Annotated in this window: 21 protein-coding genes; 10 read left to right on the forward strand and 11 right to left on the reverse strand. The window is 71.9% G+C overall.

Features of this window, described 5'->3' with window-relative positions; genetic code table 11:
- Positions 1-26: 26 nt before the first annotated feature.
- Together J2S43_RS07350 and J2S43_RS07355 are read right to left on the reverse strand one after the other, a co-directional pair.
- Positions 27-1,112, reverse strand: coding sequence for an NAD(P)-dependent alcohol dehydrogenase (locus tag J2S43_RS07350; RefSeq protein ID WP_306827855.1), 1,086 nt, complete (start codon positions 1,110-1,112; stop codon positions 27-29).
- A 35-nt stretch (positions 1,113-1,147) separates the two neighbouring features.
- Positions 1,148-3,493 carry a CaiB/BaiF CoA transferase family protein gene (locus tag J2S43_RS07355; protein WP_306827856.1) on the reverse strand — a complete coding sequence of 782 codons (2,346 nt, stop codon included), beginning with the start codon at positions 3,491-3,493 and terminating at the stop codon, positions 1,148-1,150.
- A 165-nt stretch (positions 3,494-3,658) separates the two neighbouring features.
- Here J2S43_RS07355 and J2S43_RS07360 point away from each other — a divergent pair, with 165 nt between their 5' ends.
- Complete coding sequence (locus J2S43_RS07360) at positions 3,659-4,594, forward strand: LysR family transcriptional regulator (RefSeq protein WP_306827857.1); 936 nt, start codon at positions 3,659-3,661, stop codon at positions 4,592-4,594.
- Between the two features lie 5 nt (positions 4,595-4,599).
- Here J2S43_RS07360 and J2S43_RS07365 read toward each other — a convergent pair whose 3' ends face one another.
- Positions 4,600-5,193 (reverse strand): TetR/AcrR family transcriptional regulator, encoded by a 594-nt coding sequence (locus J2S43_RS07365; protein ID WP_306827858.1) that lies wholly within the window; start codon positions 5,191-5,193, stop codon positions 4,600-4,602.
- A 90-nt stretch (positions 5,194-5,283) separates the two neighbouring features.
- Between J2S43_RS07365 and J2S43_RS07370 the strand changes: the two genes are divergently transcribed.
- Positions 5,284-6,162, forward strand: coding sequence for an oxygenase MpaB family protein (locus J2S43_RS07370; protein WP_306827859.1), 879 nt, complete (start codon positions 5,284-5,286; stop codon positions 6,160-6,162).
- Between the two features lie 12 nt (positions 6,163-6,174).
- On the opposite strand, the gene J2S43_RS07375 is transcribed toward J2S43_RS07370, so the two are convergent.
- Complete coding sequence (locus J2S43_RS07375) at positions 6,175-6,789, reverse strand: TetR/AcrR family transcriptional regulator (protein ID WP_306827860.1); 615 nt, start codon at positions 6,787-6,789, stop codon at positions 6,175-6,177.
- Between the two features lie 100 nt (positions 6,790-6,889).
- On the opposite strand from J2S43_RS07375, the gene J2S43_RS07380 reads away from it, so the two are divergent.
- On the forward strand, positions 6,890-9,016 hold the full coding sequence (locus J2S43_RS07380; RefSeq protein ID WP_306827861.1) for an acyl-CoA dehydrogenase family protein: 2,127 nt from the start codon (positions 6,890-6,892) through the stop codon (positions 9,014-9,016).
- Positions 9,017-9,194: 178 nt separating this feature from the next.
- Here J2S43_RS07380 and J2S43_RS07385 read toward each other — a convergent pair whose 3' ends face one another.
- Positions 9,195-9,803, reverse strand: a complete 609-nt coding sequence (locus J2S43_RS07385; RefSeq protein WP_306827862.1) for a TetR/AcrR family transcriptional regulator — start codon at positions 9,801-9,803, stop codon at positions 9,195-9,197.
- 90 nt (positions 9,804-9,893) lie between these two features.
- Here J2S43_RS07385 and J2S43_RS07390 point away from each other — a divergent pair, with 90 nt between their 5' ends.
- A complete protein-coding gene (locus tag J2S43_RS07390; protein WP_306827863.1) occupies positions 9,894-12,272 on the forward strand; it encodes an acetyl-CoA acetyltransferase in 2,379 nt (792 codons plus the stop codon).
- 334 nt (positions 12,273-12,606) lie between these two features.
- Here the strand turns inward: J2S43_RS07390 and J2S43_RS07395 are convergent, their stop codons facing one another.
- From J2S43_RS07395 to J2S43_RS07405, 3 genes are all read right to left on the reverse strand, one after another.
- Positions 12,607-14,226, reverse strand: a complete 1,620-nt coding sequence (locus tag J2S43_RS07395; RefSeq protein ID WP_306827864.1) for a methyl-accepting chemotaxis protein — start codon at positions 14,224-14,226, stop codon at positions 12,607-12,609.
- A gap of 418 nt (positions 14,227-14,644) precedes the next feature.
- Complete coding sequence (locus J2S43_RS07400) at positions 14,645-15,631, reverse strand: zinc-binding dehydrogenase (protein WP_306827866.1); 987 nt, start codon at positions 15,629-15,631, stop codon at positions 14,645-14,647.
- Positions 15,632-15,739: 108 nt separating this feature from the next.
- The gene (locus tag J2S43_RS07405) at positions 15,740-16,405 is read right to left on the reverse strand and encodes a TetR/AcrR family transcriptional regulator (RefSeq protein WP_306827867.1); all 666 of its coding nucleotides are present in this window, start codon (positions 16,403-16,405) and stop codon (positions 15,740-15,742) included.
- Positions 16,406-16,795: 390 nt separating this feature from the next.
- On the opposite strand from J2S43_RS07405, the gene J2S43_RS07410 reads away from it, so the two are divergent.
- Positions 16,796-17,623, forward strand: coding sequence for an SDR family NAD(P)-dependent oxidoreductase (locus J2S43_RS07410; protein WP_306827868.1), 828 nt, complete (start codon positions 16,796-16,798; stop codon positions 17,621-17,623).
- Between the two features lie 220 nt (positions 17,624-17,843).
- Complete coding sequence (locus tag J2S43_RS07415) at positions 17,844-18,149, forward strand: hypothetical protein (protein ID WP_306827869.1); 306 nt, start codon at positions 17,844-17,846, stop codon at positions 18,147-18,149.
- Between the two features lie 14 nt (positions 18,150-18,163).
- On the opposite strand, the gene J2S43_RS07420 is transcribed toward J2S43_RS07415, so the two are convergent.
- From J2S43_RS07420 to J2S43_RS07430, 3 genes are all read right to left on the reverse strand, one after another.
- Positions 18,164-18,763, reverse strand: a complete 600-nt coding sequence (locus tag J2S43_RS07420) for a TetR/AcrR family transcriptional regulator (RefSeq protein ID WP_306827870.1) — start codon at positions 18,761-18,763, stop codon at positions 18,164-18,166.
- 94 nt (positions 18,764-18,857) lie between these two features.
- On the reverse strand, positions 18,858-19,670 hold the full coding sequence (locus tag J2S43_RS07425; protein WP_306827871.1) for an SDR family NAD(P)-dependent oxidoreductase: 813 nt from the start codon (positions 19,668-19,670) through the stop codon (positions 18,858-18,860).
- Complete coding sequence (locus J2S43_RS07430; RefSeq protein ID WP_306827872.1) at positions 19,667-20,044, reverse strand: carboxymuconolactone decarboxylase family protein; 378 nt, start codon at positions 20,042-20,044, stop codon at positions 19,667-19,669. Before J2S43_RS07430 ends, J2S43_RS07425 begins: the two co-directional genes overlap by 4 nt.
- Before the next feature lie 92 nt (positions 20,045-20,136).
- On the opposite strand from J2S43_RS07430, the gene J2S43_RS07435 reads away from it, so the two are divergent.
- The 4 genes from J2S43_RS07435 to J2S43_RS07450 all read left to right on the forward strand — a co-directional run bounded on the left by J2S43_RS07435 (position 20,137) and on the right by J2S43_RS07450 (position 23,476).
- On the forward strand, positions 20,137-20,784 hold the full coding sequence (locus J2S43_RS07435) for a TetR/AcrR family transcriptional regulator (RefSeq protein ID WP_306827874.1): 648 nt from the start codon (positions 20,137-20,139) through the stop codon (positions 20,782-20,784).
- 96 nt (positions 20,785-20,880) lie between these two features.
- Positions 20,881-21,075: a ferredoxin gene (locus J2S43_RS07440; RefSeq protein ID WP_306827875.1), complete on the forward strand. Its 195-nt coding sequence runs from the start codon at positions 20,881-20,883 to the stop codon at positions 21,073-21,075.
- An 11-nt stretch (positions 21,076-21,086) separates the two neighbouring features.
- Positions 21,087-22,292, forward strand: a complete 1,206-nt coding sequence (locus J2S43_RS07445; RefSeq protein WP_306827876.1) for a cytochrome P450 — start codon at positions 21,087-21,089, stop codon at positions 22,290-22,292.
- Positions 22,289-23,476, forward strand: coding sequence for an NAD(P)/FAD-dependent oxidoreductase (locus J2S43_RS07450; protein ID WP_306827877.1), 1,188 nt, complete (start codon positions 22,289-22,291; stop codon positions 23,474-23,476). Before J2S43_RS07445 ends, J2S43_RS07450 begins: the two co-directional genes overlap by 4 nt.
- The last annotated feature ends 44 nt before the right edge of the window (positions 23,477-23,520 follow it).

Consider the following 23,520-nt stretch of genomic DNA (forward strand, 5'->3'; position numbering starts at 1 on the left):
AACTCCGTGTCAGTGAAGGTGGCGGCTCAGCCGAAGGTGAGGACCGGTTTGATCGTCCGGCCGGCGGCGGCGTCCTGGGCCGCGGCTTCGATGTCGGCGAACGGGTACTCGACGATGAGCTTCTCGACCGGCAGCCGTCCCTGCCGGTGCAGATCGATCAGCCGTGGGATGAAGTCGGCGGGGGCGGCGTCGCCCTCGATGACGCCGTGGATGCGGACTCCCTGTGCCATCACCGCCATGATGTCGATCTCGGTGGCGCCGCCGAGGCCGACGAGGGCGAGATCGCCGCGCCGGCGGAGGCCGCCGACTGCCTGGTTGATGACGTCGGAGCGGCCGGTCGTGTCGACCGCGTGGTGAGCGCCGCCGCCGGTGAGGTCGCGCACGGCCGCTATGACGTCACCGGCGGCCGGATCGATCGCGGCGGCCGCGCCCAGTTCGACGGCCAGCTCGCGGCGGGCGGCGACCGGATCGACGGCGACCACCGCGCAGTCCAGGCTGACGGCGGCCATCAGCGCGCTCAGGCCGACCCCGCCGGCGCCGAAGATCGCGACGGTGCCGCCCGGCTCGGGTCGCAGGACGTTGAGGACAGTGCCGGCGCCGGTCTGGACGCCGCAGCCCAGCGGCGCGGCGAGCACGGGGGATAGGTCGGCGGGGATCTTGACGGTGTTCCGCTCAGTGGCCAGCGCGTAGGTGGCGAAGCTGGACTGACCGAAGTAGTTGCCGAAGACCGGGGCGCCGTGCAGGGAGAGCGGGGAACTGCCGTCGGCCCGGGCACCGCGCGCGTTGAGGTCCATGTGCACGCAGTACGCCGGATGGCCGGCCTGGCACGGCGCGCAGGCGCCGCAGCTGAGATAGCTGAGGCAGACGGTGTCACCCGGCACGACGCCGGTGACGGTCTCACCGACGGCCTCGACGACGCCCGCCCCCTCGTGGCCGAAGACCATCGCGGAGTGCCCGGGACGCCCGTACCGCCGCATGGTCAGGTCGGTGTGGCAGATGCCGGCCGCGGTGATCCGGACGAGGATCTCGTCGGCGCGCGGCTTCTCGATGTCGATGTCGCGGATGGTGAAGGGCCCGCCGGGCGCCTCCACCAGGGCGGCTTGAATGCGCATGGTCGTTCTCCTCGGTCCGGTGTGGCGAGTGGTGGTCAGGCGTGCTCTTCCTGTAGCTGCTCGACCACGCCGTCCGCGGCGAGCGCGTCGAACTCCTCGGTGGTCATCCCCAGCACCCGGGTCAGCACGGTCCGGGAGTGCTCGCCGATCACCGGCGCGGGTTCGAGGGGCGGGTCCGCGATCGCGCCGAACAGCGCGGGGCCGTTCTCGGTCGGCATGACGTCGGCGATGCGCGGGTGGCGCATCCGGCGGAAGAAGCCGCGCGCGGTCAGGTGCGGGTCGTCGAGCAGGTCGATGACCCGGTGCATCATGGCGGCCGGGACGCCCGCGTCCTGCAGATCCGCCATGGCCCGGCGCGGCGCCCGGGCCGAGGTCCACGCGGTGAGCAACGCGTTCACCTCCGCGCGGTGAGCCACCCGGTCGGCCGGGGTGCGGAACCGCGCGTCGCCCGGGTCCACCCCGAGCACGGCGCCGAGCCGGGACCAGTCGTCGTCGCCGCGGACGGTGACCACGCACCACTCGTCGTCGCCGTCGCACGCGAAGACGCCCCGCGGCGCGTCGCCCGGTATGTCGTTGCCGAACGCGGCCAGCCCGCCCGGCCGTACCGACTCGGCCGCGAGCTGGTGGGCGAGCTGCCCCAGGATGATCTCGGCCTGGGCCACGCTGACGGTGCCGCCGCGGCCGGTCGCGCGCCGGGAAATGATCTTGGCCAGCACGGCGACCGCCTCGATCCGGGCGGCGACGTGGTCGGGGTAGACCGTGGACGCGTCGCTGAAGCCGTCCTCGTCCTCCGGGTACCGCCACAGCATGCTGATCCCGCTCGCGGCCCGGACCAGCGGCCCGTAGCCCATCCGGCGGCTCCACGGGCCGGTCGGCCCGAAGGCGCTGCTGTCGGCCATGACGATGCCCGGATTGATCTGCGACAGCTCCGCGTAGCCGAGGCCCAGTGACTCCAGCGTGCCGGGCTTGAAGTTGGACAGCACGACGTCGGACTCGGCGACGAGGCGCCTGAAGACGGCGGCCCCGCGCGGGTCGCGGAGGTTGAGTCCCAGGCCGAGCTTGTTGCGATGCCCGTAGGCGAACGACGCGCTGATCACCGACCCGTCGCGGGTCTGGCGGCTGCCGTCCGGGAAGGCCCTGTTCTCCACCTTGATGACCTCGGCGCCGAGGTCGGCGAAGAGCCGGCCGAGCTCTGCGCCGACCACGATCACGCCGAGGTCCAGCACGCGCAGGCCGGCGAACGGGCGGGCACGATCGGCCGGTGCGGCCGGCGCCGGGCGGTCCGGTGGCGTCGTCAGCGCGGCGAGCACCTCGGCGGTGTGCTGGCCGTGCGCCGGCGCCGGTCGCCGGATGCCGGCGCGCTCGCCGTCCACCTCGAGGAAACCGTTGGGCATCCGGGCGCCCGGGACCCCCGCGACCTCGGTCAGCGCGCCGCGGGCGGTGAACTGCGGGGAGTCCAGGACCTCGGTGGGCGTGAGCAGCGCGGCGGCCGGCACGCCGTACCGCTCGGCCTCGGTGGTGATCCGGTCCCGGGTGCGGGTGGCGAAGAACCGGCCGATCGCGGCGTAGATCCGCCCGGACTCGGCGAACCGGGTGCCGAGCGAGGCGAGTGCGGGATCGGCGAACTCCGCCGGCTCGCCCAGCCAGGTGAACATGCCCTTCCACTGACGTGGGGCGAGGATGCAGATGCGTACCCAGCCGTCGGCACATCGGAAGATCGGGTACAGGTGCCGGGCGTCCGGGCGCCCGCGCGGGCCGTTCGCGGCCGGCACCCCGCCGGTGGCGCTGCCGGCGATGCCGAACCCCGGGTCGAGCGCCTGCGCGGTCGCCTCGTACACGGAGACGTCCACCAGGTCGCCGGCGCCGGTCCGCAGGCGATTGAAATAGGCGACGAGACCGGCCCAGGCGGCCTGGGCGGCGGCCGACTCGTACGCCATCGTGCCCGGCGGCAGCAGCGGCGTCCGGCCGGGCAGCCCGGAGCGGGACAGCACGCCGCCGAGCGCCAGATGGACCGCCTCGCTGCCCTGCCAGTCACGGTACGGCCCGGTCAGCCCGAAGTCGGTGACCGAGACGACGACCAGGCTTGGCCGCCCGTTCCGCAGCCCGGCCGGCGGGCCGCCGTGGCTGCCGTCGGTCACGACGAGATCCGCGCCGTCCACCAGCCGGGCGAAGTCCGGATCGTCGTGCTCCAGGGCGACCGCGCGCTTGTTGGCGTTGTGCGTCGCGTAGTAGAGCCCGAGGTCGCGGCGACGGGTGGCGGCGCCGTGTACCGGTTCCGCGCGGACGACGTCCGCGCCGAGGTCGGCCAGGATGCGTGAGGTCATCTCGGCGGTGCCGTCGGTGAGGTCGACGACGCGGACACCGGTCAGAGGCAGGTCCACGATGGTCTCCTTGCAAGGTGAGCCGGCGGATCCGCGAGATGGGTCACTCGTGGTGCCGTTGCCTTGACACGATTCCGGGCCTCGTGCTGCCGGTAAATCTCGGTTTCGCGCACGTTACGTGGCGTTTTCCGCAACGTGTATCGACGTCTCGTTGCCGGTTGCCGCGTGGTGAACGAGACTGGCGGCGTGGAGATCCAGCAGCTGCGGTGCTTCGCGGCGGTCGCCGAGGAGCTGCATTTCGGGCGCGCCGCCGAGCGGCTGCACATGACCGCGTCGCCGGTGAGCCGCATGGTCAAGGACCTCGAACGTGAGCTCGAGGCGGAGCTGTTCGTGCGCCGATATCACCAGATCGAGCTGACCGCGGCCGGCCGGGAGCTGGTCGCGCGGGTGACGCCGCTGCTGGACGCGTTCGACCGGCTCAAGGGCGAGGTGCGCCGGGCGGCGGCGGACGACCGGCGCACTGTCCGCCTGGGCGGTTCGCACTACTCGCCGCCGAGAATCCTCGACGAGGTCGTGGAGTGCGCGCGGGAGGCCGGTGCGGGCCCGGCGGTGGACGTGCGGCTCGCGCCGTCGTCCGAGCTGCTGGCGGCGCTGTTCCGGTCCGAGCTCGACGCGGCGGTGGTGCACCTGCCGGTCGACGATCCGGGCCTCCGGTCGATGCCGCTGGCGGCTTACCGGTTCCACGTGGCGATGCGCCGCGACGACGTCCTGGCCGGTCGCGACTCGCTCGCGGTGGCCGATCTGGCCGATCGCGTGGTGCTCGCGCTGCCGCTGAGCCTGCAACCCGCCACCATGCAGTTGCTGCGCGACGTGCTCATCACCAAGGGGGTATGCCGGCTGCGTGCGCTCGATGACCCCGATCCGGTGCGGCTGGCCGGTCAGGTGCGCCGGAGCCGGGATCTGACGCTGACGCTCTCCCCGGCCACCGGCGGTTCATCCCGGTTGTTCGACGATCCGGCCTTCACGACGATCCCGCTGATCGACGGGCCGGAGGTCGGTTTGGGTCTGGCGTGGCGTGCCGACCGGGCCGGTGACCCGGCGATCGCCGGCCTGCTCGCGGCCGTGGAGGCGCACTGGACCGGCGGGGCGGTCGAGATCTGACCGGCTCAGCGGGTGTACGGCACGCACTGCCGCAGGGTGGCCCAGAGTGACGCGGCGAGGCGGTCCGGCCCGAACGGACCGGCGGTCAGCGCGTTCGTGCACAGGCCGATGATCCCGAACAGCAGGAAGTCGACCAGGTCGCCGTCGGCGTCCGGCAGCGCGGTCCTGATCAGCTGCAGCGTGTCCTGGTGGAACGTGTCCCGGATGTGGGTGACGACGAGGTAGGCGCTGGGCCCGGTGAGCACGGCGCGGTAGAACTCGGCGTACGTGGCCAGGTGGCTGGTCAGCCGGGTGAGGAGCGCCGGCGGGCTGTCCGGATCCGTCCGGGCCGGCAGCGTGAACGGCCGCTCGGGAAAGGCGTTGCCCAGGAGTGAGGCCACCGCCTGGAACAGCACGTTCTCGAGCGTCTCGAAGTTCAGGTAGACGGCGCGCCTGCTGACTCCGGCCCGGTCGGCGAGTTCGGTGACGGTGAGGTCCGTGCTGCGCGCGCCCGGCACCGAGAGCAACGTGATCGCGGCGCCGGTGATCGCCTCGCGCGATCGGATCGCGCGGGGATCGGTTGAGGCGGCGCTGGATCCGCTGGTCGCTGTGGTCGCCATGGGCGTCACTCTACCGACGGTTGCCGTAAGTAAGTTACATCTGTAACCTAGCTCAAGTAAGTTACAGGTGTAACCTAAAAGGGGATATTGATGGCCCGGCAGGCACAGGAAGATCTGTACGCGCGGCGCGAGAAGATCGAGCGGCTCGATCCGATCGAGGACTACATCGCGATCACACAGCTGTTCTACCAGGACTTTCAGAACGCCATCTGGCTGCAGACGCCGGAGTCGCTGATGATCTCTTACTCGGTGCCGTCGATGGCGAAGATCCTGCACGGCACCGGCGAGTACGAGAAGGACTACCGCAAGCGATTCGTGGACCAGGGCGTCCTGGTGGCGACCATGCAGCGGCGCGGATTCGCCCCCGGCCCCGGCCGCGACGCGGTGCGGCGGATGAACGGCATGCACCGGCAGTACCCGATCCTGGCGGAGGACTTCGAGATGATCGGGTGCGCCACGATCGTCGGGCCGGGCCGTCTCGCGGAACGCTTCGGATGGCGTGAGGTGACCGCGAAGGAGAAGGCGGCGCTCGCGCACAGCTCCGTGCTGATGATGCGGCACATGGGAATCTCCGACTTTCCCCGGTCGTACGAGGAGCAGCGGGACCGGCTCGACTGGCACCTGGATCATCGGGCCGCCTTCTCCGAGGACGCGGTGCCGCTCGGCCGGGCGACCGTCGAGTACTTCACCTCGATCGAGGACGAGCCGCTACGCAGCCTGGTCGGCCCGATCCTGTGCGGCGTGATCGACCCCCGCATCGTTCGCGCGCTCGGCCTGGAGGTGCCGGGTCCTGAGGTCTCCGCGCTGATGACCGCTTACGTCACGGCCATGGGCTCCCTCGACCCCGTCACCGACGACACCCATCCGACCATCGCGAAGGAGATCGCCGCTCAGTACCCGGGCGGGTTCGACGTCACGCGGATCGGCACCCACCAGGTCGACGCGGACACCTCCGTCGCGCCGCGCTGAGCCGTCGGCACATCAGTCACCGCGGGCCGTCGCGCCGGCGAGCACCGCGTCGACGAGCTGCTCGCCGTACCGGTGCATCTGCTCCTGCATTTTGCTCTTGAGTTCCGGCGGGGTGGCCAGGACGTGGTTCTGGATGCCGCCGACGACCAGGTCGATGATGAGCGTGGGGTTGGTTCCGGGCGGCAGCTCGCCCCGGGCGACGGCGCGCCGGGCCATCGCGCGCCCGGCCAGGACCAGGTCGGCACGGTACGCCGCGGTGGCGTCCCGTACCTCGTCGTAGTTGCGGGTGTCCATCAGGATCTGCAGGTGGACGCTCCCGTGCGGGCCGGTCAGCCGGGTGAGCAGCATGTCCGCGAGCTTCCGCAGGTCGTCGCGCAGGCGCCCGGTGTCGATGTCGCCGACCGTGTACCAGCGGGCCCGCAGGGTCTCGACGAGCAGCGCCGAGCGGGTGGGCCAGCGCCGGTAGAGCGCGGCCTTGCCGACCCCGGTGATCCGGGTGACGGACTCGAAGCTGAAGCCGGCCCAGCCGAGGCGGCTGTACAGGTCGATGGCGGCGTCGAACACGCGGTCCTCGACGCCGGGATCGCGTGGCCGGCCGCGTCGCGGGCTCGCGGCGGTGTCCGTCACGACGGCCATTGTGCCAGGGCATGTATTGCAGACGGACTCCGTCTGAAATACAGTCCGACTCCTGCTCACTAATCTCGGGAGGGCCGTGGCCATGGCCGGAATGACGCCAGCAGAACTGCAGGACTTCACGCACGCGGTCGACGGTGTGCTGTCGGCCGCGTGGCCGCAGGCACGAGCCGCCGGCGATGATCCCGACGGCACGGCGCTACGGCGGGTGTGGGCGGCCGCCGCGGAGTACGGCTGGACGGACCTGGCCTCGGACGACGCGCTCGACGCCGCCGTCGCCGCGCTGGGACGCCTCGGCCGGGTGGCCTGCCCGCTGCCGCTGATGGACGTCTACGTCACCGCGCGGCTGGTGGCCGGTGAGGACGAGTTGGCCGCAGGCCTGGCCGACGGATCGATCCGCCCGGTGGTCGCGGTCGTCGAGGTGGACGCGCCCACGGTGCGGTTCGTGGAGGCGGCCGGCGCGGCGACACACGTGGTGCTGCTGCGCGACGCTGAGATCGTCGTCCGGAGGATCATCGGCGTCACCGAGACCCCTGGCCTGGCCAGGCCGTCGTGGGCCGACGTGTCTCTCGCGCCGGAGGTGACCTGGCGCGCGACGCCCGGCGCCACGGCGATCGAGGACGCGAAGGCACTGCTGCGGCTCGGGCTCGCCGCGCGGGCCGTCGGCGCGGCCGAGCGCACCGTGGAGTTCTCCATCGCGCACGCCACCGAGCGGGTCGCGTTCGGCAAGCCGATCGGCGCGTTCCAGGCCGTGTCGCACCGTGCCGTCGACGGCGCCACCGACATGCGGGCGTCCCGGGCGCTGATCGGCGAGGCGGTCCGGGCGCACCTGGCCGGACGGGAGAACTGGCCGCTGGCGGTCCAACTCGCCGTGCAGTTCGCCGCGCCGGCGGCGGTCCGGGCCCAGTTCGGCGCGCAGCACACGCTGGCCGCCTCCGGATACTTCGAGGAGCATGACGCCCCGTGGCTGTTCCGCAGGGTGAACGCGGACGTCAGCCTGCTCGACGCGATCACGCTCGCCGCCGGGGACGTGGCGGACGTGCTCATCGCGTCCGGGCACGGGCTGCCCGCGCTCGAACTCGGCGAGCGGGCGGAACGGTTCCGCACGGAGGTCCGCGAGTTCGCCGCGCGGTTCGCCGCCGACGTGCCCGTCGTGCACCTGGACGAGCGCAACAACGAGGAGCTGCGCGCCGCGGCCGTCGAACGTGGTTACCTCACGCTGTCCTGGCCGGAGGCCACGGGCGGGCGCGGCGCGTCGGTCGAGGAGCAGATGGTGTTCAGCGAGGAGCTCGCCTACCAGCGGCTTCCGCTGTCCGCGAAGGGCGCGGCGGACATGCTCGGCGCGGCGATCACCCGGCACGGCAGCCCCGCGCAGCAGGCCCGGTTCCTGCCGCTCATCGCGTCCGGCCGGTTCCCCTTCTACCTCGGATACTCCGAACCGGAGATCGGCTCGGATCTGGCGAACCTCAAGACCTCGGCGGTACGCGACGGCGACGAGTGGATCGTCAACGGGCGCAAGATGTGGGGCACCGGCGCGGACCGGGCCGAATGGGTCTGGCTGGCGACCCGGACCGACCCGGACGCGGTACGCCCGCACGCCGGCATCACGGTGTTCCTCACCCGGATCGACCGGCCCGGCTTCGAGGCCCAGAACCACACGGCGCTGTCCGGTGAGATCTCCTGCTCCACCTTCTTCGACGACTTCCGGATTCCCGACGAGGACCGCATCGGTGAGGTCAACGGCGGCTGGAAGGTCATCACCGAGGCGCTCGCCCAGGAGCGGGTGATCATGGCCAACACCGCCGCCTCGGTGCTGCGGCTGCTCGACGATCTGCTCGCGGAGGTGCGCAAGGACCCGGCCGGCACCGCCGGACTGCCCGGCTCGGCCAAGCGGCAGCTCATCAGCGAGCTGGCGGCCCGATTGCAGGCCGCCCGCGTGCTGGTCGACTCCAGCGTGCGCGCCACCGCCACGGCCGGCGGCGGCGGCCGGCTCGAGGCGCCGATGGCGAAGATCCTCGCCACCCAGCTGCTGGAGGACTTCAGCGAGGCCGCGATGCGCATCTTCGGGCCGGCCGCGGCGCTCGGCGAGGGGGTGCCGGACGTTCCCGGCCGGGGCGCGTTCGAGTACAACCTGCGCCTGTCGATCATGCAGGTCGTCGGCGGCGGCACGATCGACATCCAGCGCAACCTGGTCGCCCGTGCCCTTGGGCTGCCACGCTGAGCCCTCGCCGGCTCAGCTTCGGCGGGTCGGCTTTCGGCGGGTCGGCGCGATTACGGCGTAGCTGAGCGTGCCGCAGCGGGGTCGACCAGGTGTCCGGCCGGGCCTTCTCGACCGGCGGCAGGACGTGCCGCTGCCAGGCCTCGTGCGGTGCGGTCCCGGTGATCCGGTGGGCGGGCGGTCACCGGATCACCGGCGTGGCGACGGCGCCGAGCAGGAAGTCGACCAGGCGGCGCGCGTGGCCGGCGGTGTCGCGGGCCAGCTCGCCGCGCCGCTCCGGCGGGGTGGTGAGCGCGTGCATCATGGCGCCGCCGATGAGCGTGTCCAGCAGCAGCGTGACCGAGACGTCCCGGCCGAGCTCGCCGCGTGCGACGCCGCGTCGCACGATCGCGCGCGCGGCCGCGGTCTGGGATCGGCGCATGTCCTCGTAGTGCTCGGCGACGCCGGGGATGGAAGCGGCCTCCAGGGACAGCCGGAGCGCGGCGCGGCCGGTGTCCCCGGCGTAGATGTCGAGCATCTGGGCGGCGAGCTCGACCAGGTCGCCGTGCAGGGTACCGGTGTCGACGTCGGCGACCCGGGCGAGCCGGAGCGTGACCGCGTCGGTCAGCAGTGCCTCCTTGCCGCTCCAACGCAGGTACAGCGAGGCCTTGCCGACGCCGGCGCGGCGGGCCACGGTCTCCATCGCGAAGCCGGCCCATCCGGTGTCGGCGAACAGGTCGAGGGCGGCGTGCGCGATGCGGCGGTCCACCTCGGGATCGCGTGGGCGTCCGGCCGTGGGGGTCGTGCTCACCGGCATCGGTCCTTCTATTGCTGAACGGTTTCCGTCAGGATACTGTCCGAGTTGGTGAACGCAAGACGTTCAGGAATGGGAGCCGCCGCCATGTCGCACACCATCGAGGATCTCGACCCGCGCACGCCCGTCGTGGTCGGCGTCGGTCAGGCCTCCGAACGTCTCGGCGACGCGGACTACCGGCGCCGATCCCCGGTCGACCTGGCGGCGGACGCCGCCCTCGAGGCGCTGGCCGACACCGGCGCTGACACCGCGGCCGTGGTCCCCGCTATCGACACGGTCGCCGGGATCCGCCAGTTCGAGATCTCCGTGCCGGGTGCCCGCGCCCCGCTGGGCCGCTCCGACAACTTCCCGCGGTCGGTCGCCGGGCGCATCGGCGCGGCACCGCGTCGCGCGGTCCTCGATGTGGGCGGGGGACAGGGCCCGCAACACCTGGTCAACGAGTTCGCCGCCACCATCGCGGCCGGTGGCGCGGAGGTCGCGCTGCTCTTCGGTTCCGAGGCCATCTCCACGATCGAGAAGTTCGCCCGAGTCGATGACAAGCCCGACTTCACCGAGCACGCCGACGGCGACCTCGAGGACCGGGGTTACGGGCTGCGCGGCATGTCGTCGAGGCATCAGGCCGCGCACGGCATGACCGACGCCCCCACCCAGTACTCGATGATCGAGAATGCGCGCCGGGCCCGGCTGAAGCTGTCCCGCGAGGAGTACGCCGCCGCCATGGGGCAGCTGTTCGCGCCGTTCACCCGAGTCGCCGCGGCCAACCCGCATGCCGCGGCACCGGTCGAACGCAGCGCCGAGGAACTCGTCACCGTCACCGAGGCGAACCGGATCATCGCGGAGCCCTACACCCGGTACGTCGTCGCGCGGGAGAAGGTCAACCAGGGCGCGGCAGTCCTGATCATGTCGGTGGCCGCCGCGCGCCGCCTCGGCGTACCCGTGGAGAAGTGGGTCTTCCTTGCCGGTCACGCGGACCTGCGCGAGCGGGACCTGATCGAGCGCGCCGACCTCTCCTCCAGCCCGGCCGCGGTCACCGCGGCCCGGCACGCCCTCGAGGTGGCCGGCATCGGCGTGGACGACCTGACGACCATCGACCTGTATAGCTGTTTCCCCGCGCCGGTCTTCAACATCACCGACGCGTTCGGGCTGAGCCCGGACGACCCCCGGGGCCTCACGCTCACCGGTGGTCTGCCGTTTTTCGGCGGCGCCGGCAACAACTACTCGATGCACGCCATCGCCGACACCGTGCAGCGGGCCCGGCAGGCGCCCGGCAGCTACGGCTTCGTCGGAGCGAACGGCGGCATCATGAGCAAGTACTCCACCGGCGTCTACACCACCACGCCGCGCCCGTGGGCCGCCGACCGCAGCGCCGATCTGCAGGCCGAGATCGACGCGTGGCCGGCCCCGGCCGAGGCACGGCAGGCCGACGGCTGGGCCACGATCGAGACGTACACCATCAAGCACGGTCGCGACGGCACGCGTACCGGCATCGTCATCGGCCGGCTGGAGGCGGACGGACGCCGGTTCGTCGCCCGCGGCGACGACCGCGACACCGGGCTCCTCGAACTGCTCGGTGCCGGTGAGCCGGCCGGCGCACGGGTGTACGCGCGCTCCTTCGGCTTCGGCAACCGGGTGACCACCACCGAGGCCGCGATGAACGCGCTCTTCCCGATCGAACCGGCCGTCCTGCGCGACCGCTACGAGCACGTGCTCGTGCGCCGCGACGGACACCTGCTGGAGGTCACCATCAACCGGCCGGACGCCCGCAACAGCCTGCACCCGATGGCCAACGACGAACTCGACCACGTCTTCGACGCCTACTTCGCCGACGAAGACCTCTGGGTCGCCATCCTGACCGGCGCGGGCGAGAAGGCGTTCTCCGCCGGCAACGACCTGATCTACTCCGGCTCCGGCAAGCCGATGTGGGTGCCGAAGAACGGTTTCGCCGGGCTCACCGGACGCCGCCGGATGACCAAGCCGGTCATCGCCGCGGTCAACGGCTTTGCCATGGGTGGCGGCTGTGAGATCGCCCTGGCCTGCCACCTGGTCGTCGCGGACGCGACCGCGAGGTTCGCGCTCAGCGAGGTCAAGATCGGTCTGGTGGCCGGCGCCGGCGGGGTCGTGCGCCTTCCTCGCACGGTGCCGCAGAAGCTCGCCACCGAGATGATCCTGACCGGCCGCCGGCTCAGCGCGGACGAGGCGCTGTCCCACGGCCTGGTCAACCGGGTGACCCCGGCCGGTGAGGCGCTGCGGGGCGCCCGGGAACTGGCCGCGGAGATCCTCGACTCCTCGCCGACCTCGGTGCGCGTCTCGCTGCAGATGATGGAGGAGACGTGCGGCATCCCCGACGTGGTCGACGCGGTGACCCATCACAGCAAGGCCCTGGACGAGTTGCTGGTCAGCGAGGACGCGGCCGAGGGACCCAGGGCGTTCGCCCAGAAGCGGCGCCCCGTGTGGCGTAACCGCTGACGGACGGGCGCGGTGCCGGTCGGCCGGCACCGCGCTCCGGGCCTCAGCCGCGCGGGTTCGGCAGCTCGTCCGGGGTCGCCACGTACGCGCTGGAGTACACGGACCGGAACGTGGAGACCGGTCGATGCCGGTGTCGCCGACGCCGGACTGGGCAGGGTCGCCCGTTCCACAACTGGGTGATCGTCTGACCGCCGGTGAACGACCATCGGCGGCAAGGGATCATTCAACCGCGTCAGTGACCCGGGACGCCTGCCTGTCGCTCAAGAATCGGTACTCGCAGAGGGGCTGCTCACATATCGCGCCCGGTCACGTGCGGTCCATGCCGGGAGTGGGATCAGAAACGGAATCGGCCGACGAGCGTCTGCAGGTCCCGCGAGACCTCCGTGAGTTCGTCGGCGGTATCACGAATCGCGTTCGTGCCGATGGTGGTGTTCTCCGCGGTGGTGGCGACGGTGGTGACGTCGGCGCTGATGCCGGCGGAACCGGTCGCGACGTCACCGATGTTGCGGCTCATCTCGCTGGTCGTGGCGGTCTGTTCCTCGATGGCCGAGGCGATGGTGGTCTGCAGGCTGTTGATACGGTCGATCACCTCACTGATCTGGGTGATCGCCTGCACCGCTTCGGCCGTGTCGGTCTGGATGGCGGTGATCCGGGAGTCGATGTCGGCAGTGGCGCGGGCCGTCTCCGACGCCAGATCCTTGACCTCTCCGGCGACGACGGCGAAGCCCTTGCCCTGCTCGCCGGCGCGGGCGGCCTCGATGGTCGCGTTGAGGGCGAGCAGGTTCGTCTGTTCGGCGATCGCGCTGATGACCTTGGCGATCTCGCCGATCTGCCGGCTGGAGTCACCGAGTTTGCCGACCGTCTCCGTCACGGCGACGGAGATACCGGCCGCGTCCGCGGCGACCCGGGCGGCCTCACCGGCGCTGCGGGCGATCTCGCTGATCGAGGCGCCCATCTCCTCGGCTCCGGCGGCGACGGTGTGCACGCTGGTGGCGATCTGCTCCGCGGCGGCGCTGGCGGCGCCGGCACGCCGGCTCGTCTCGTCGGCCGAGGTGGCCAGGTCGCCGGAGACCGCGGTCAGTTGCTGCGACTTGTCCGCGAGTCGCCGCGCGCGTTCGTCGACCGAGGTCATGGCCGCCGCGATGCTCGCCACGAACCGGTTGAAAGCCCCGGCCACCGCGGTGAGCTCGTCATTGCCGGACTCGGTCAGCCGTGCCCGCAGGTCGCCGTCGCCGTCGGCGATGTCGGTCAGCCGCAGTTGCAGCGCACGCAGCGGACCGGCGATGCTGCGGCTGACGACCCAGGCGACGAGCACCGAGAGCAGGAGTCCGGCGACCCCCGCGAGCAGTGTCGTCTGCCTGCCGCGCTGCGCCGACGCCGCTGCTCCCTCGGCGGTCCGCATGCCCTGGCCGGAAACCTCGGTGGCAAGATCACTGGTTGCGGTCGAGGCCTTGCCGAACGCGTCCAGAGACTCGCCGGAGGTCAGGTCGTTGCCCGCCTGGATGGATTCGGCGGTGCCCGTGCGGTAGTTCTGCACGATCCGCTCATCGATCTTCAGGAACGTCTCGAAGGACTCACTGGCCTCACTGAGCAGGGCCCGTTCCTCCGCGTTCAGGTCGCTCGCGGAGATGGCCGCGTATCCGGCACGCAGCGCCGCCGCTGACTCGAGGAACTGCTTGCGCTGCCCTTCGGTGTCGGACAGGGCGCCGTCGACACCGCGGTTGAAGTCGAACGCGTACCCGGTCTGCCAGCCGGCGATATCGGCGGTACGGAACTTGGCCTCCATCACCTGCGCGGTGAGCTGCATCGCCTGACGAGCCTCCTCGCTCGCGTCGCGCTGGGCCTGGAAGCCGGTCACGGCGATCGCCACGAGGACGGCCGAGACGAGAACGCCCAATCCGGCGAGCATGACGACTCGGGTGGCGATCCGCCAGCGCCGCATTGTTTCGATCACATTTCCTTACCCTAGTCAGGTGGGCGCCGGCTCGGACGGATTTCGCCAGTCCCGCTCGAGGGCGTCCGCGGCCGCCGCTGCACGAGTGCGACGGCCGACGGTCGCCGTACGCTGATCGGTGAGAACGCGGTCGTGGCCCTCGGACCGCCGCGTAGGGTCGACGCTCCGCGCGGCCTGACCACGCTGGGATGAGCGGCTTCCCGGTCAGGAGATCGTCCCGGTGACCGGGTCGATCGTCCAGCTGTCCCGCAGGCCAGCCGGGCGGTACCGCCGCCGATCTCGATGGGCAGCTAGACCGGCGCCGAGTGGAGGAGGTCGTCGCGTGACCACCGGTCGCCGACGCAGACGTGGCCGGTCGCCCTGCGGGCTTCAGCCTGCGGCGAGATGATGCCCACCCTGCCGCAGGCCGAAGACCAGGTCAGGAGCCGAGGCGCGCGACGAGGCGGCCGGTTACCTTGCCGTCGCGGAGGTCGTCGATGCCCTGGGGGATCTGGTCGAAGGTGATCTCGGTGATCTGCGGCGTGAGGTCGCCGGCGGCCATCAGCGCGTACAGATCCGCGATGTCGTCCTTGGTTCCGCCGACCGAGCCCAGCAGATTGGCGTGGTTGATGATGAGGTCGGTGGTGTCGATGCCGATATCGGTCTTTCCCATGCCGACCTGCACGACGGTACCGTCGTAACGCACGGCCTTCAGCGCGCCGGCCGTGGTGGTCCCGAAGCCCGCGTAATCGACGATCAGGTCAAAGCCCTGGCCGCGCCATTCCGACACGTCCGAGACAGTTGAGGTGGCGCCGAGCGACTCGGCGAGCGTCCACACGTCCTTCTTCATCTCCGCGACGTGGACCTCGGCGCCCTTGAGCACGCCGACCCGGGCGGCGATCTGGCCCAGGCCGCCGAGCCCGATGATGCCGACCTTCATGCCCTTCTTCAGCGCGCCGCGGACGACGAGAGCGTGGTAAGAGGTCATGCCCGCGTCCGTCGCGACCGCGCCCAGCGCGATGTCCAGGCCGTCCGGGACGCGGACCAGGTCATATGCCCTGGCAAGGTACTTCTCGGCGAACCCGCCGTCGTGCCCGTAGCCCGGGGACGCCTCGCCGGCCGAGGGGCCGTCCTTGCCCGGCGTCGCCGCGCTGGCGGTCGGGCAGACGCCGGCCCGGTCGCCGATCGCCCAGCCGGTCACGCCCTCGCCGACCGCGGACACCACGCCGGCGATCTCGTGCCCGATCGTGATCGGCGTCTTGGCCAGTGACGCGAACACGCCGGGGTCGGTCATCGAGCTGACGTCGGAGTGACAGAGACCCGATGCGGTCACGTCGAGGACCACCTCGCCCGGCCCGGGCGTCGGGTCCGCGACCTCCGTCAGCTCGAGCGGCTTGTTCGTACCTATCAGCTGCCATGCCTTCATGATTTTCTCCTTCCGGGCGCGCCAGGCGCGGGCGCCTCCGCGAGCATAACCACTAAACGGGGAAGAATCCCCGTTTAGTTTCCGCACTGGTCGTAAGGGCTGCGGGGGTCAGATGTCGCCGTCGCCGATCGGCTCGCCACGCAGTCGGTGCGCCATTGCGGCGCGGACCGCGACGACCGTCGGGGATTCGACGCCGTCGCCGATCTCGGGCCGCGCGGCGAGCGCGTCCACGGTGAGTTCGAGCCACCGCGCGGAGGCCGTGGACGCGCCGTTGGTGCGCACGAACTGCTCATGGCCGTTCAAGAAGAGGATCACGTCCTCCAGCCATCGGTCCGGCCGGAACCTGCCCTCGGCCTTGGCGCGCCGGATGAGCGCGCCGATGCCGTCCAGCGTCGCCTGGCGGAGGTGGTCGACCTCGGGATCGGTTCCCCGGCCCACCATCACCAGGCTCTGCGTCAGACCGATGTCGGTCAGCTGATCGTGGAAGCAGAACCGCAGCCAGGTCAGAAAGCCCTCCCATGCCGATGGGCCGTCGCTCGCGCGGTCGATGACTCCCATGTGCCGGTGCAGATCGAGCCGAAACGTTTCCAGGATCAGCGACTCGCGCGTTGGAAAGTGCCGGTAGAGGGTCGCGTTCCCCAGATGCGCGCGCTTCGCCACGAGATCGAGCGACGCCTCGACACCCAGCTCGGCGAAGACCTCGCGTGCGGTACTGATCAGGATCTCCCGGTTGCGCCCGGCGTCGCTTCGAGGTTTGCGCTGTGCTGCCGCCACGTGCCAACGATAGAGGGAGCGTCACGGGACGACGGTGACCGGCCAGCGTGGCGCGCTGCCGCCTCGCCAGACCGATGGCGTAGGCGGCAGCGCGCGCGTACTGCCGGTTCGCGGTCGGCAACCCCGGGCACTACCGCCTGATGTACGAGGTGGAGCAACCGGTCGTGGCGGCGTCCCGGCTCGCCCGGCATCCGGGCTGTTCCGGCGCTTCCCGGAGCTGCGCCTGGCGGGCGCGCCCGAGGGCGTGCCGATGGACACCTACGGCACCAACTACGGCGTCAAGAAGCTGCTCGTCACGCGCTGACCCGCGGCGCCTCGCCACATCACCGAACGGTTGTATGGTGATGTTGCCGAACGGTTGTTTGGTGATGTGGGGCGAGGGAGACGACGATGAACGACGAGATCACCGGCACCGTGGCGATCACCGGCGCCGGGATGGGCCTGGGCCTGGCGCTGACGCGGGCCTGGGCCGAGCGAGGGGCCACAGTGCTGGCGCTCATCTACGAGCCGGCTCAGCAGGCGGCGGTCGACGAGGCCGTCGCCGGGCTGCCCGGCAAGGTCGAGACGCAGGTCCTGGACGTGACCAGGCCGGGGGACTTCACGTTCCCCGAGGACGCCCAGGTGCTGATCAACAACGCGGGCATCCGGCTGAAGAACTACCCGATCGAGGAGATCGGGATCGACGAGTGGCGCCTCTACATGGAGGTCAACTTCCTCGGTGCGGTCGAGCTGACCCGCCGGGTCGTACCGGTGATGCGGGCCGGCGGCGGTGGAGTCGTGGTGAATATCAATTCCGGGTCGCTGACCATGCCGTACCCGTTCCTCGGGCCGTACCGGGCCGCGAAGGGCGCGATGGCCGCGTTCACCGAGACGCTGCGCGCGGAGGTGGGCCAGTTCGGCATCCGGGTGCTGGAGTTCCTGCCCGGCGCGATACGCACCGGTCTGAGCGGCAGCTCGATGACGACCGGGAAGGCACAGGCGGCGGACCTCCCGGCGTACGCGGCGCTGGCGGACGCGATGGCCCGCACGCTGTCGGCCCCGGACGCCGGCACGATCATCGTCGACGCGATCGACGCCGCCCGGCAGATGGTCACCGACATCCTCGCCGGTGACGGCTTCCGGTTCGCCACCGACGAGAACTCCCAGGCGGCGCTGGAGCGATGGCGCGCGGACGGCGGCCGTCCGGTCGTCGACGGCTTCATCGCAGGGCTGCGCTGATGGCCGAGACGGCGCCGGCCCGCGTCGGGCTGTACGCCCGGTACGCGGCGCTGCCATCCGGCGTGCAGATGATCGGCCTACAGCTCTGACTGCCGTTCCTGTTCATCGTCGCGTTCGCGTTCTGCTGCATCGCCGCGTTCCACCAGCCGGCCCCGCGCGATGTGCCGGTGGCGATCGTGGGCGGCGGCCCGGCCGTCACCGGCCTGGCCATGAGCCTGGAGTGTTCGTCATCGGTACGGGCGTGATCGACGTGCTGCGCGCCGTGGTCTACGACGCGCGCCCACGCCTGTGGCACGGCGCGCGGATCACCGCCGGGTTCGCGGTGGAGGGCGCGGTGCTGACCGCGATCGGCCGGCCGTACCACCTGTGGCGGGAGCGGCGCGGCCGTACCGAGTCGATGATGCACGCGGCCCAGCGTGCCGCCGCGGCCGCCCGCGACCAGCACGAGAACGACGCCGCCCCGGTGGATGAGGAGGCCGACGCGGGCGCGGCCGCGATCGCCGCCGGCGGGGGCGCCCGCGCCTGACGGACGCCGTGGTGTCAGCGACCGGGCCCGAGGATCGCGTCGACCGCGCGGGCCCGGTTCTCCGCCGCGGTGTCGAGCTCGGGCGGCAGCGGCAGCGCGCGCCACAGCGTGAGGTGGCCGTGCATGGTGGACAGCAGGACCACGGCCAGTTCGCGCGCGGTGTGCTGGTGCCCGTGCTCCTCGACGAACGGCCGGAGCGCGTCGGTCATGGCGTCGAGCACGAGATGGAGCGGCATCTCCTTCAGCCGATCGAGCGGGATCGGCGTCTGCTCGGCCTCGAACAGCAGCCGGTACTCGCCGGGGTTTCCGGCGGCGAAGTCCGCGTGCGCGGCGGCGAGCGCGTGCACCCGCCGCCGGGCGTCGAGGCCCGGCGTCAGCGCCGATCGCAGGTGCGCGGCGAGGCGGGTGTACCCCTGTGCGCGTAGCTCCCAGAGGATCGCGTCACGGCCGGTGAACTGCTCGTAGACGCTGGCCGGGGCGATGCCCGCCTGCCGTGCGATCGCGCGCAGCGAGACCGCGGAATCGGCGCCCGCCTCGTTCAGCGCGATCGCGGCGGCCCGCAGGATCTCGTCGCGGAGCAGCGCGCCCTCGCCCTTGCGGTTCGGCCGTCGCATGGCTGTCACCGTATCATCGAACAGCTGTTCGGCGATCCGGCCGGTGGTGGCACGGGTGACCGGACGAGGGGCACCCCGCCGGTCACCCGTGCGGTCATCGGTGGGTGGGAGTCGCGATGGTGAGCGTGCTTCCGCCGTCCACCGGCAGCACGGCGCCGGTGATGTAGGCGGCCTCGTCGCTCGCGAGGAAGACCGCCGCGTTGGCGATGTCCCAGGCGGAGCCCTGGCGGCCCATCGGGATGAGGGCGGCCCGCTCCGCGGCGACCTGATCGCGGGGGCGTCCGGTGGCGCGGGCGACGGTGTCCACACCCATCGGGGTGTCGATCATGCCGGGGGCGATGACGTTGATCCGGACCCCGTGCGGCGCGTACTCGAGCGCGAGCGAGCGGCTCATCGCGTTGACCGCGGCCTTGCTGGTGGAGTAGCCGATGGTGGCTGCCCCGGCGCCGAAGCTCGCCAGTGACGAGATGTTGATGACCGCGCCGCTGCCCTGCTCCCGCATGATCGGCAGCAGGTGTTTGAGGGTCAGCCACATGCCGTGCAGGTTGACGTCGAACGCGAGCCGCCAGCGCGCCTCGTCGATCTGCTCGGTGCCGCCGCCCGCGACGACGCCGACGTTGTTGTGCAGCACGTCCAGGCGGCCGAGGCTGCGGCGTACCGTGTCGGCCAGGGTCTTGATCTGGTCTTCGGACGTGATGTCGACGACTTGGGCGTCCGCCCGGTGGCCCTCGGCCCGGATCAGATCGGCGGTGGCCTCCGCGCCGGCCGGGTCCCGGTCGGCCACCAGCACGTGCGCGCCCTCGCGCGCGAAGGCCAGCGCCACCGCCCGGCCGTTGCCGACGGTCTCGCCCTCGGTCTGCCCGCCGCCCACCACCACCGCGGTACGCCCCGCCAGCCGCCCGCTCATGCGTCGCCGTCCAGGGTCTCGACGGCGACGGTCCGGGCCGTCGCCGCGGCGGGGAATCCCGCGTAACCGGACGCGTGGTAGATCACCTCGGCGATCTCGTCCCTGGTCAGACCGTTGCGCAGTGCGATCGGGAAGTGGAACCGCAGCTCGTCGGTCGCCCGCAGCGCGATCAGGATGCCGAGCGTGACCAGGCTCCGGGAGCGCGGGTCGAGGCCGGGCCGGGTCCACAGTGTGCCGAAGACGTTGTCCAGGCTCAGCACGCCGAGTTCGTCGGCGATACCGCCGTCGCGCAGGGCGGAGACGCCGGCGCCGTCCGGCAGGACGTCCGGCAGCAGCCGGCGGAAGACGGCGAATCCGTCGTCGCGGGTGGTCATCGTGATTCCTCTTTCGTCGTAGGACAGTTGATCAGGGTCTTGACGTGCAGGGCCGTATCCTGGGCCGCATCAGTGCCGGAGGAAGGGCCGCGATGACCAGGACCGATGACGTGCCGGCCGCCGGCGCACGGACGGCGCGCGAGCGCAGCCCTCGCGGGCAGGGTGATCTGCTGCGCGATGACGTCATCGCCGCGCTGGTGCGGATCGCCTCGGACGACGAGCGGATGCGGCCCGCGCCGGTGTCGTTGCGGGAACTGGCCCGGGAGGCGGGGATCACCGCCCCGGCGATCTACCGGCACTTCAGCGGCACGGAGGACGTGGCCCGGGCGGCGGCGCTGGACGGTTTCACCCGGCTGACCGCGGCGATGGACGCGGCCGCCGAACGGCAGCGGGACGGGTCGGCGGCCGAGCGGCTCATCGCGCTCGCGGTCGCCTACGGCGATTTCGCGGCGGCGCACCGCGGATATTTTCGGCTGATGTTCCAGTCCGTGGTGATCGCCTCCGTGGCCGACGGCCCCGCCGCGGAGCTCGCCGGCCGATGGCGTGTGGCGGCTCGCGGCCTGCGTGCGGAGGGCGTGGAGATGACCGACGTCGACTCCGCCGCCATGTATCTCTGGACGGCGGTGCACGGACGGATCGCGCTCGCGCCGCTGATGGACCGCTCGGCCGGCCCCGGCGGCATCCACGACTTCGTCACGATCCTGGTTCACGAGATCCTCACGGTCGGCCTGCGCCGCTAGCGAACCTCGCTCTGTCCATTTTGGCCACCCGTCTTCCCTTCTTCGGTAAACGACTATAAATTTACGATTGTTTACCGACGATGGGAAGGGGTCGCCGTGAAGGTGATCATCGAAGAGGACAAGTGCTGCGGGGCGGGGCAGTGCGTGCTCGCCGCGCCGGCCGTCTTCGACCAGCGCGACGACGACGGCGTGGTGATCCTGCTCGATCCGGAGCCGCCCGCCGCCGAGCACGCGCGCGTCCGTGACGCGATCACGCTCTGCCCGGCCGCCGTCATCACCGTCCAGGACTGAGGGAGAGCACCATGAGCCAGCAGACCACCCCGCTTCCCGCGCCGCGGGCGTGCCCCTACGCGCCGCCGGCCTTCTACACCGAGACCCGCGAGTCCGGGCGCCCGCAACGCGGCGAGATCTGGGACGGCAGCACACCGTGGCTGGTCGCCACGCACGCGCAGGTGCAGCAGGTGCTGATGGACCCGCGCGTCGGCGCGGACGTGACCGACCCGGGATTCCCCAACACCGACGCCGGCCAGGCCGCCACCCAGGGCCAGATCTTCTTCCGCAAGGACGGCGCCGAGCACCTGCCGATCCGGCGCATCCTGAACCCCGACTTCACCGCCAAGCGGGTCGAGCGGTGGCGCCCGCGCATCGAGGAGCTCGTCGACGAGGCGATCGACGCGATGATCGCCGAGCACGAGCGGACCGGCGGTCCGGTGGACCTGGTCACCGCGTTCTGCCTGCCGATCCCGACCACGGCCATCTGTGAGCTGCTCGGCGTGGACCTGGTCGACAGCCCGATCGTCACCCGCGCCGCGCACCTCGCCACTGACATGCACGCGGACCCGGACGAGCAGATCGCCGCCATGCGCGAGCTCGGCGCGGTCCTCACCCGCTATGCCGAGGACAAGCGCCGGGAGCCGGACGGCCGGCTGCTCAGCCGCCTGGTCAACGACCACATCGACAACGGCGACCTCACCTTCGAGCAGGTCGTGCGGCTCGGCGGCCTGGTCATCGGCGCCGGCCACGAGACCACCGCCAACATGCTCAGCCTCGGCGTGCTCGCGCTGATCCGCGAGCCGGAGCAGCGGGACCAGCTGCTGTCCGACCCGCTGGCGTACGCCGCCACCTGCGCGGAGGAGATGCTGCGCTACTGGAGCATCGTGCAGACCGAGCCCCGTCGCTTCGCCCGGGAGGACATCGAGGTCGGCGGCGAGACCATCCCCGCCGGTGACGGGATCATCATCTCGCTCGCCGCGGCCAACCGTGACCCCGCGGTCTTCGCCGACCCGGACAAGTTGGACATCACCCGTACCGAACGCCGGCACATGGCGTTCGGCCACGGCGTTCACCAGTGCCTCGGCCAGAACCTCGCCCGCGTCGAGATGCAGGCCGCGTTCCCCCGGCTGTTCCAGCGCCTGCCCGGCCTGCGCCTGGCCGTGCCCGAGGAGGAGCTGCGCTTCCGGGACACCCACATCGTGTACGGCCTGCACGCGCTGCCGGTGACCTGGTGAACGACCGTCACGTCGTGGTGGTCGGCGCGTCCGCGGCGGGTCTGGCCACGGCGGACGCGCTGCGCCGTTTCGGCCACACCGGCCCGCTGACCCTGATCGGGCAGGAGGCGCACCCGCCGTACGACCGGCCGCCGCTGTCGAAACAGGTGCTCTCCGGCGCCTGGCAGCCCGGCCGGGTCGCGCTCAAGCCCGCCGAGGCGCTCGCCGGTCTCGGCTTGGACCTGCGGCTCGGCGTCGAGGCGGTCGCCCTCGACACCGACGCGCACCAGGTGCGGCTGGGCGACGGATCCCGGATCGGGTATGACGACCTGGTCGTGGCCACTGGCGCCGGAGCCCGGCGGCTGCCCGGCACCGACGGCATCGCCGGCGTGCACGTGCTGCGCACGATGGAGGACGCGCTCGGGCTGCGGGATGCGCTCACCGACACCCCGCACCTGCTGATCGTCGGGGGCGGGTTCGTCGGCGCCGAGGCCGCGGCCGTCGCCCGCGGGCTCGGCTGCCGGGTCACCATGGTCACCGACATCGCCGCGCCGATGGGGGACGTGCTCGGGCCGGACCTGGCCGGCATGATGGCCGCGGTCCACCGCGAGCACGGCGTCGAGATGCGCACCGGAGTCGCGGTCGAACGGGTGCTGCACGACGGCGGGCGGGCCACCGGGGTGCGCCTGGCCGACGGCGTCACGCTCGACGCCGATGTCATCCTGGTCGGCATCGGGGCCCGGCCGCACGTGGAGTGGCTGGCCGGCAGCGGACTCACCGTCGGCAACGGCCTGGAGTGCGACGAGACGCTCTATGCCGGGCAGGATGTGTGGGCGGCCGGCGACGTCGCTTCCTGGCTCGATCCGCGTACCGGCGTCCGGCGCCGCGTCGAGCACCGCACCAACGCCGGCGAGCAGGCGCTGGCGGTCGGGCGTAACGTCCTGGCCGGCCGTCCGGCCGCGACGCCGTTCACCACGGTGCCCTATGTCTGGTCCGACCAGTACGATCTGAAGATCCAGATCTACGGCGACACCCGCGGCGCCCAGCAGATCCGGGTCGTGGAGGGCGCGCCGTCCGCACGGCGGATGCTGGCGCTCTACGGCCGGGACGGCGTCGTCGTCGCGGCGGCGGGCATCAACATGGTGCGGGCCCTGCGCGGTTACCGCACGCTGGTCGCGGACGCGGCCTCGTGGCACGGGGTGTGAGCGAGGGGGAGTGGCCCGCACGGCAGGGGTACATCGCGGCGTCC

Origin of the sequence: Catenuloplanes nepalensis (genome assembly GCF_030811575.1) — a bacterium.
GTDB lineage: Bacteria > Actinomycetota > Actinomycetes > Mycobacteriales > Micromonosporaceae > Catenuloplanes > Catenuloplanes nepalensis.

What these genes read in the sequence shown, in the direction of transcription:
- J2S43_RS07370 (WP_306827859.1), top strand. Translation starts at nt 5,284, where the DNA reads ATGGCCCGGCAGGCACAGGAAGATCTGTACGCGCGGCGCGAGAAGATC.
- J2S43_RS07430 (WP_306827872.1), bottom strand. Translation starts at nt 20,044, where the DNA reads ATGACCACCCGCGACGACGGATTCGCCGTCTTCCGCCGGCTGCTGCCG.
- J2S43_RS07390 (WP_306827863.1), top strand. Translation starts at nt 9,894, where the DNA reads ATGTCGCACACCATCGAGGATCTCGACCCGCGCACGCCCGTCGTGGTC.
- J2S43_RS07410 (WP_306827868.1), top strand. Translation starts at nt 16,796, where the DNA reads ATGAACGACGAGATCACCGGCACCGTGGCGATCACCGGCGCCGGGATG.
- J2S43_RS07435 (WP_306827874.1), top strand. Translation starts at nt 20,137, where the DNA reads ATGACCAGGACCGATGACGTGCCGGCCGCCGGCGCACGGACGGCGCGC.
- J2S43_RS07400 (WP_306827866.1), bottom strand. Translation starts at nt 15,631, where the DNA reads ATGAAGGCATGGCAGCTGATAGGTACGAACAAGCCGCTCGAGCTGACG.
- J2S43_RS07425 (WP_306827871.1), bottom strand. Translation starts at nt 19,670, where the DNA reads ATGAGCGGGCGGCTGGCGGGGCGTACCGCGGTGGTGGTGGGCGGCGGG.
- J2S43_RS07420 (WP_306827870.1), bottom strand. Translation starts at nt 18,763, where the DNA reads ATGCGACGGCCGAACCGCAAGGGCGAGGGCGCGCTGCTCCGCGACGAG.
- J2S43_RS07445 (WP_306827876.1), top strand. Translation starts at nt 21,087, where the DNA reads ATGAGCCAGCAGACCACCCCGCTTCCCGCGCCGCGGGCGTGCCCCTAC.
- J2S43_RS07380 (WP_306827861.1), top strand. Translation starts at nt 6,890, where the DNA reads ATGACGCCAGCAGAACTGCAGGACTTCACGCACGCGGTCGACGGTGTG.
- J2S43_RS07365 (WP_306827858.1), bottom strand. Translation starts at nt 5,193, where the DNA reads ATGGCGACCACAGCGACCAGCGGATCCAGCGCCGCCTCAACCGATCCC.
- J2S43_RS07350 (WP_306827855.1), bottom strand. Translation starts at nt 1,112, where the DNA reads ATGCGCATTCAAGCCGCCCTGGTGGAGGCGCCCGGCGGGCCCTTCACC.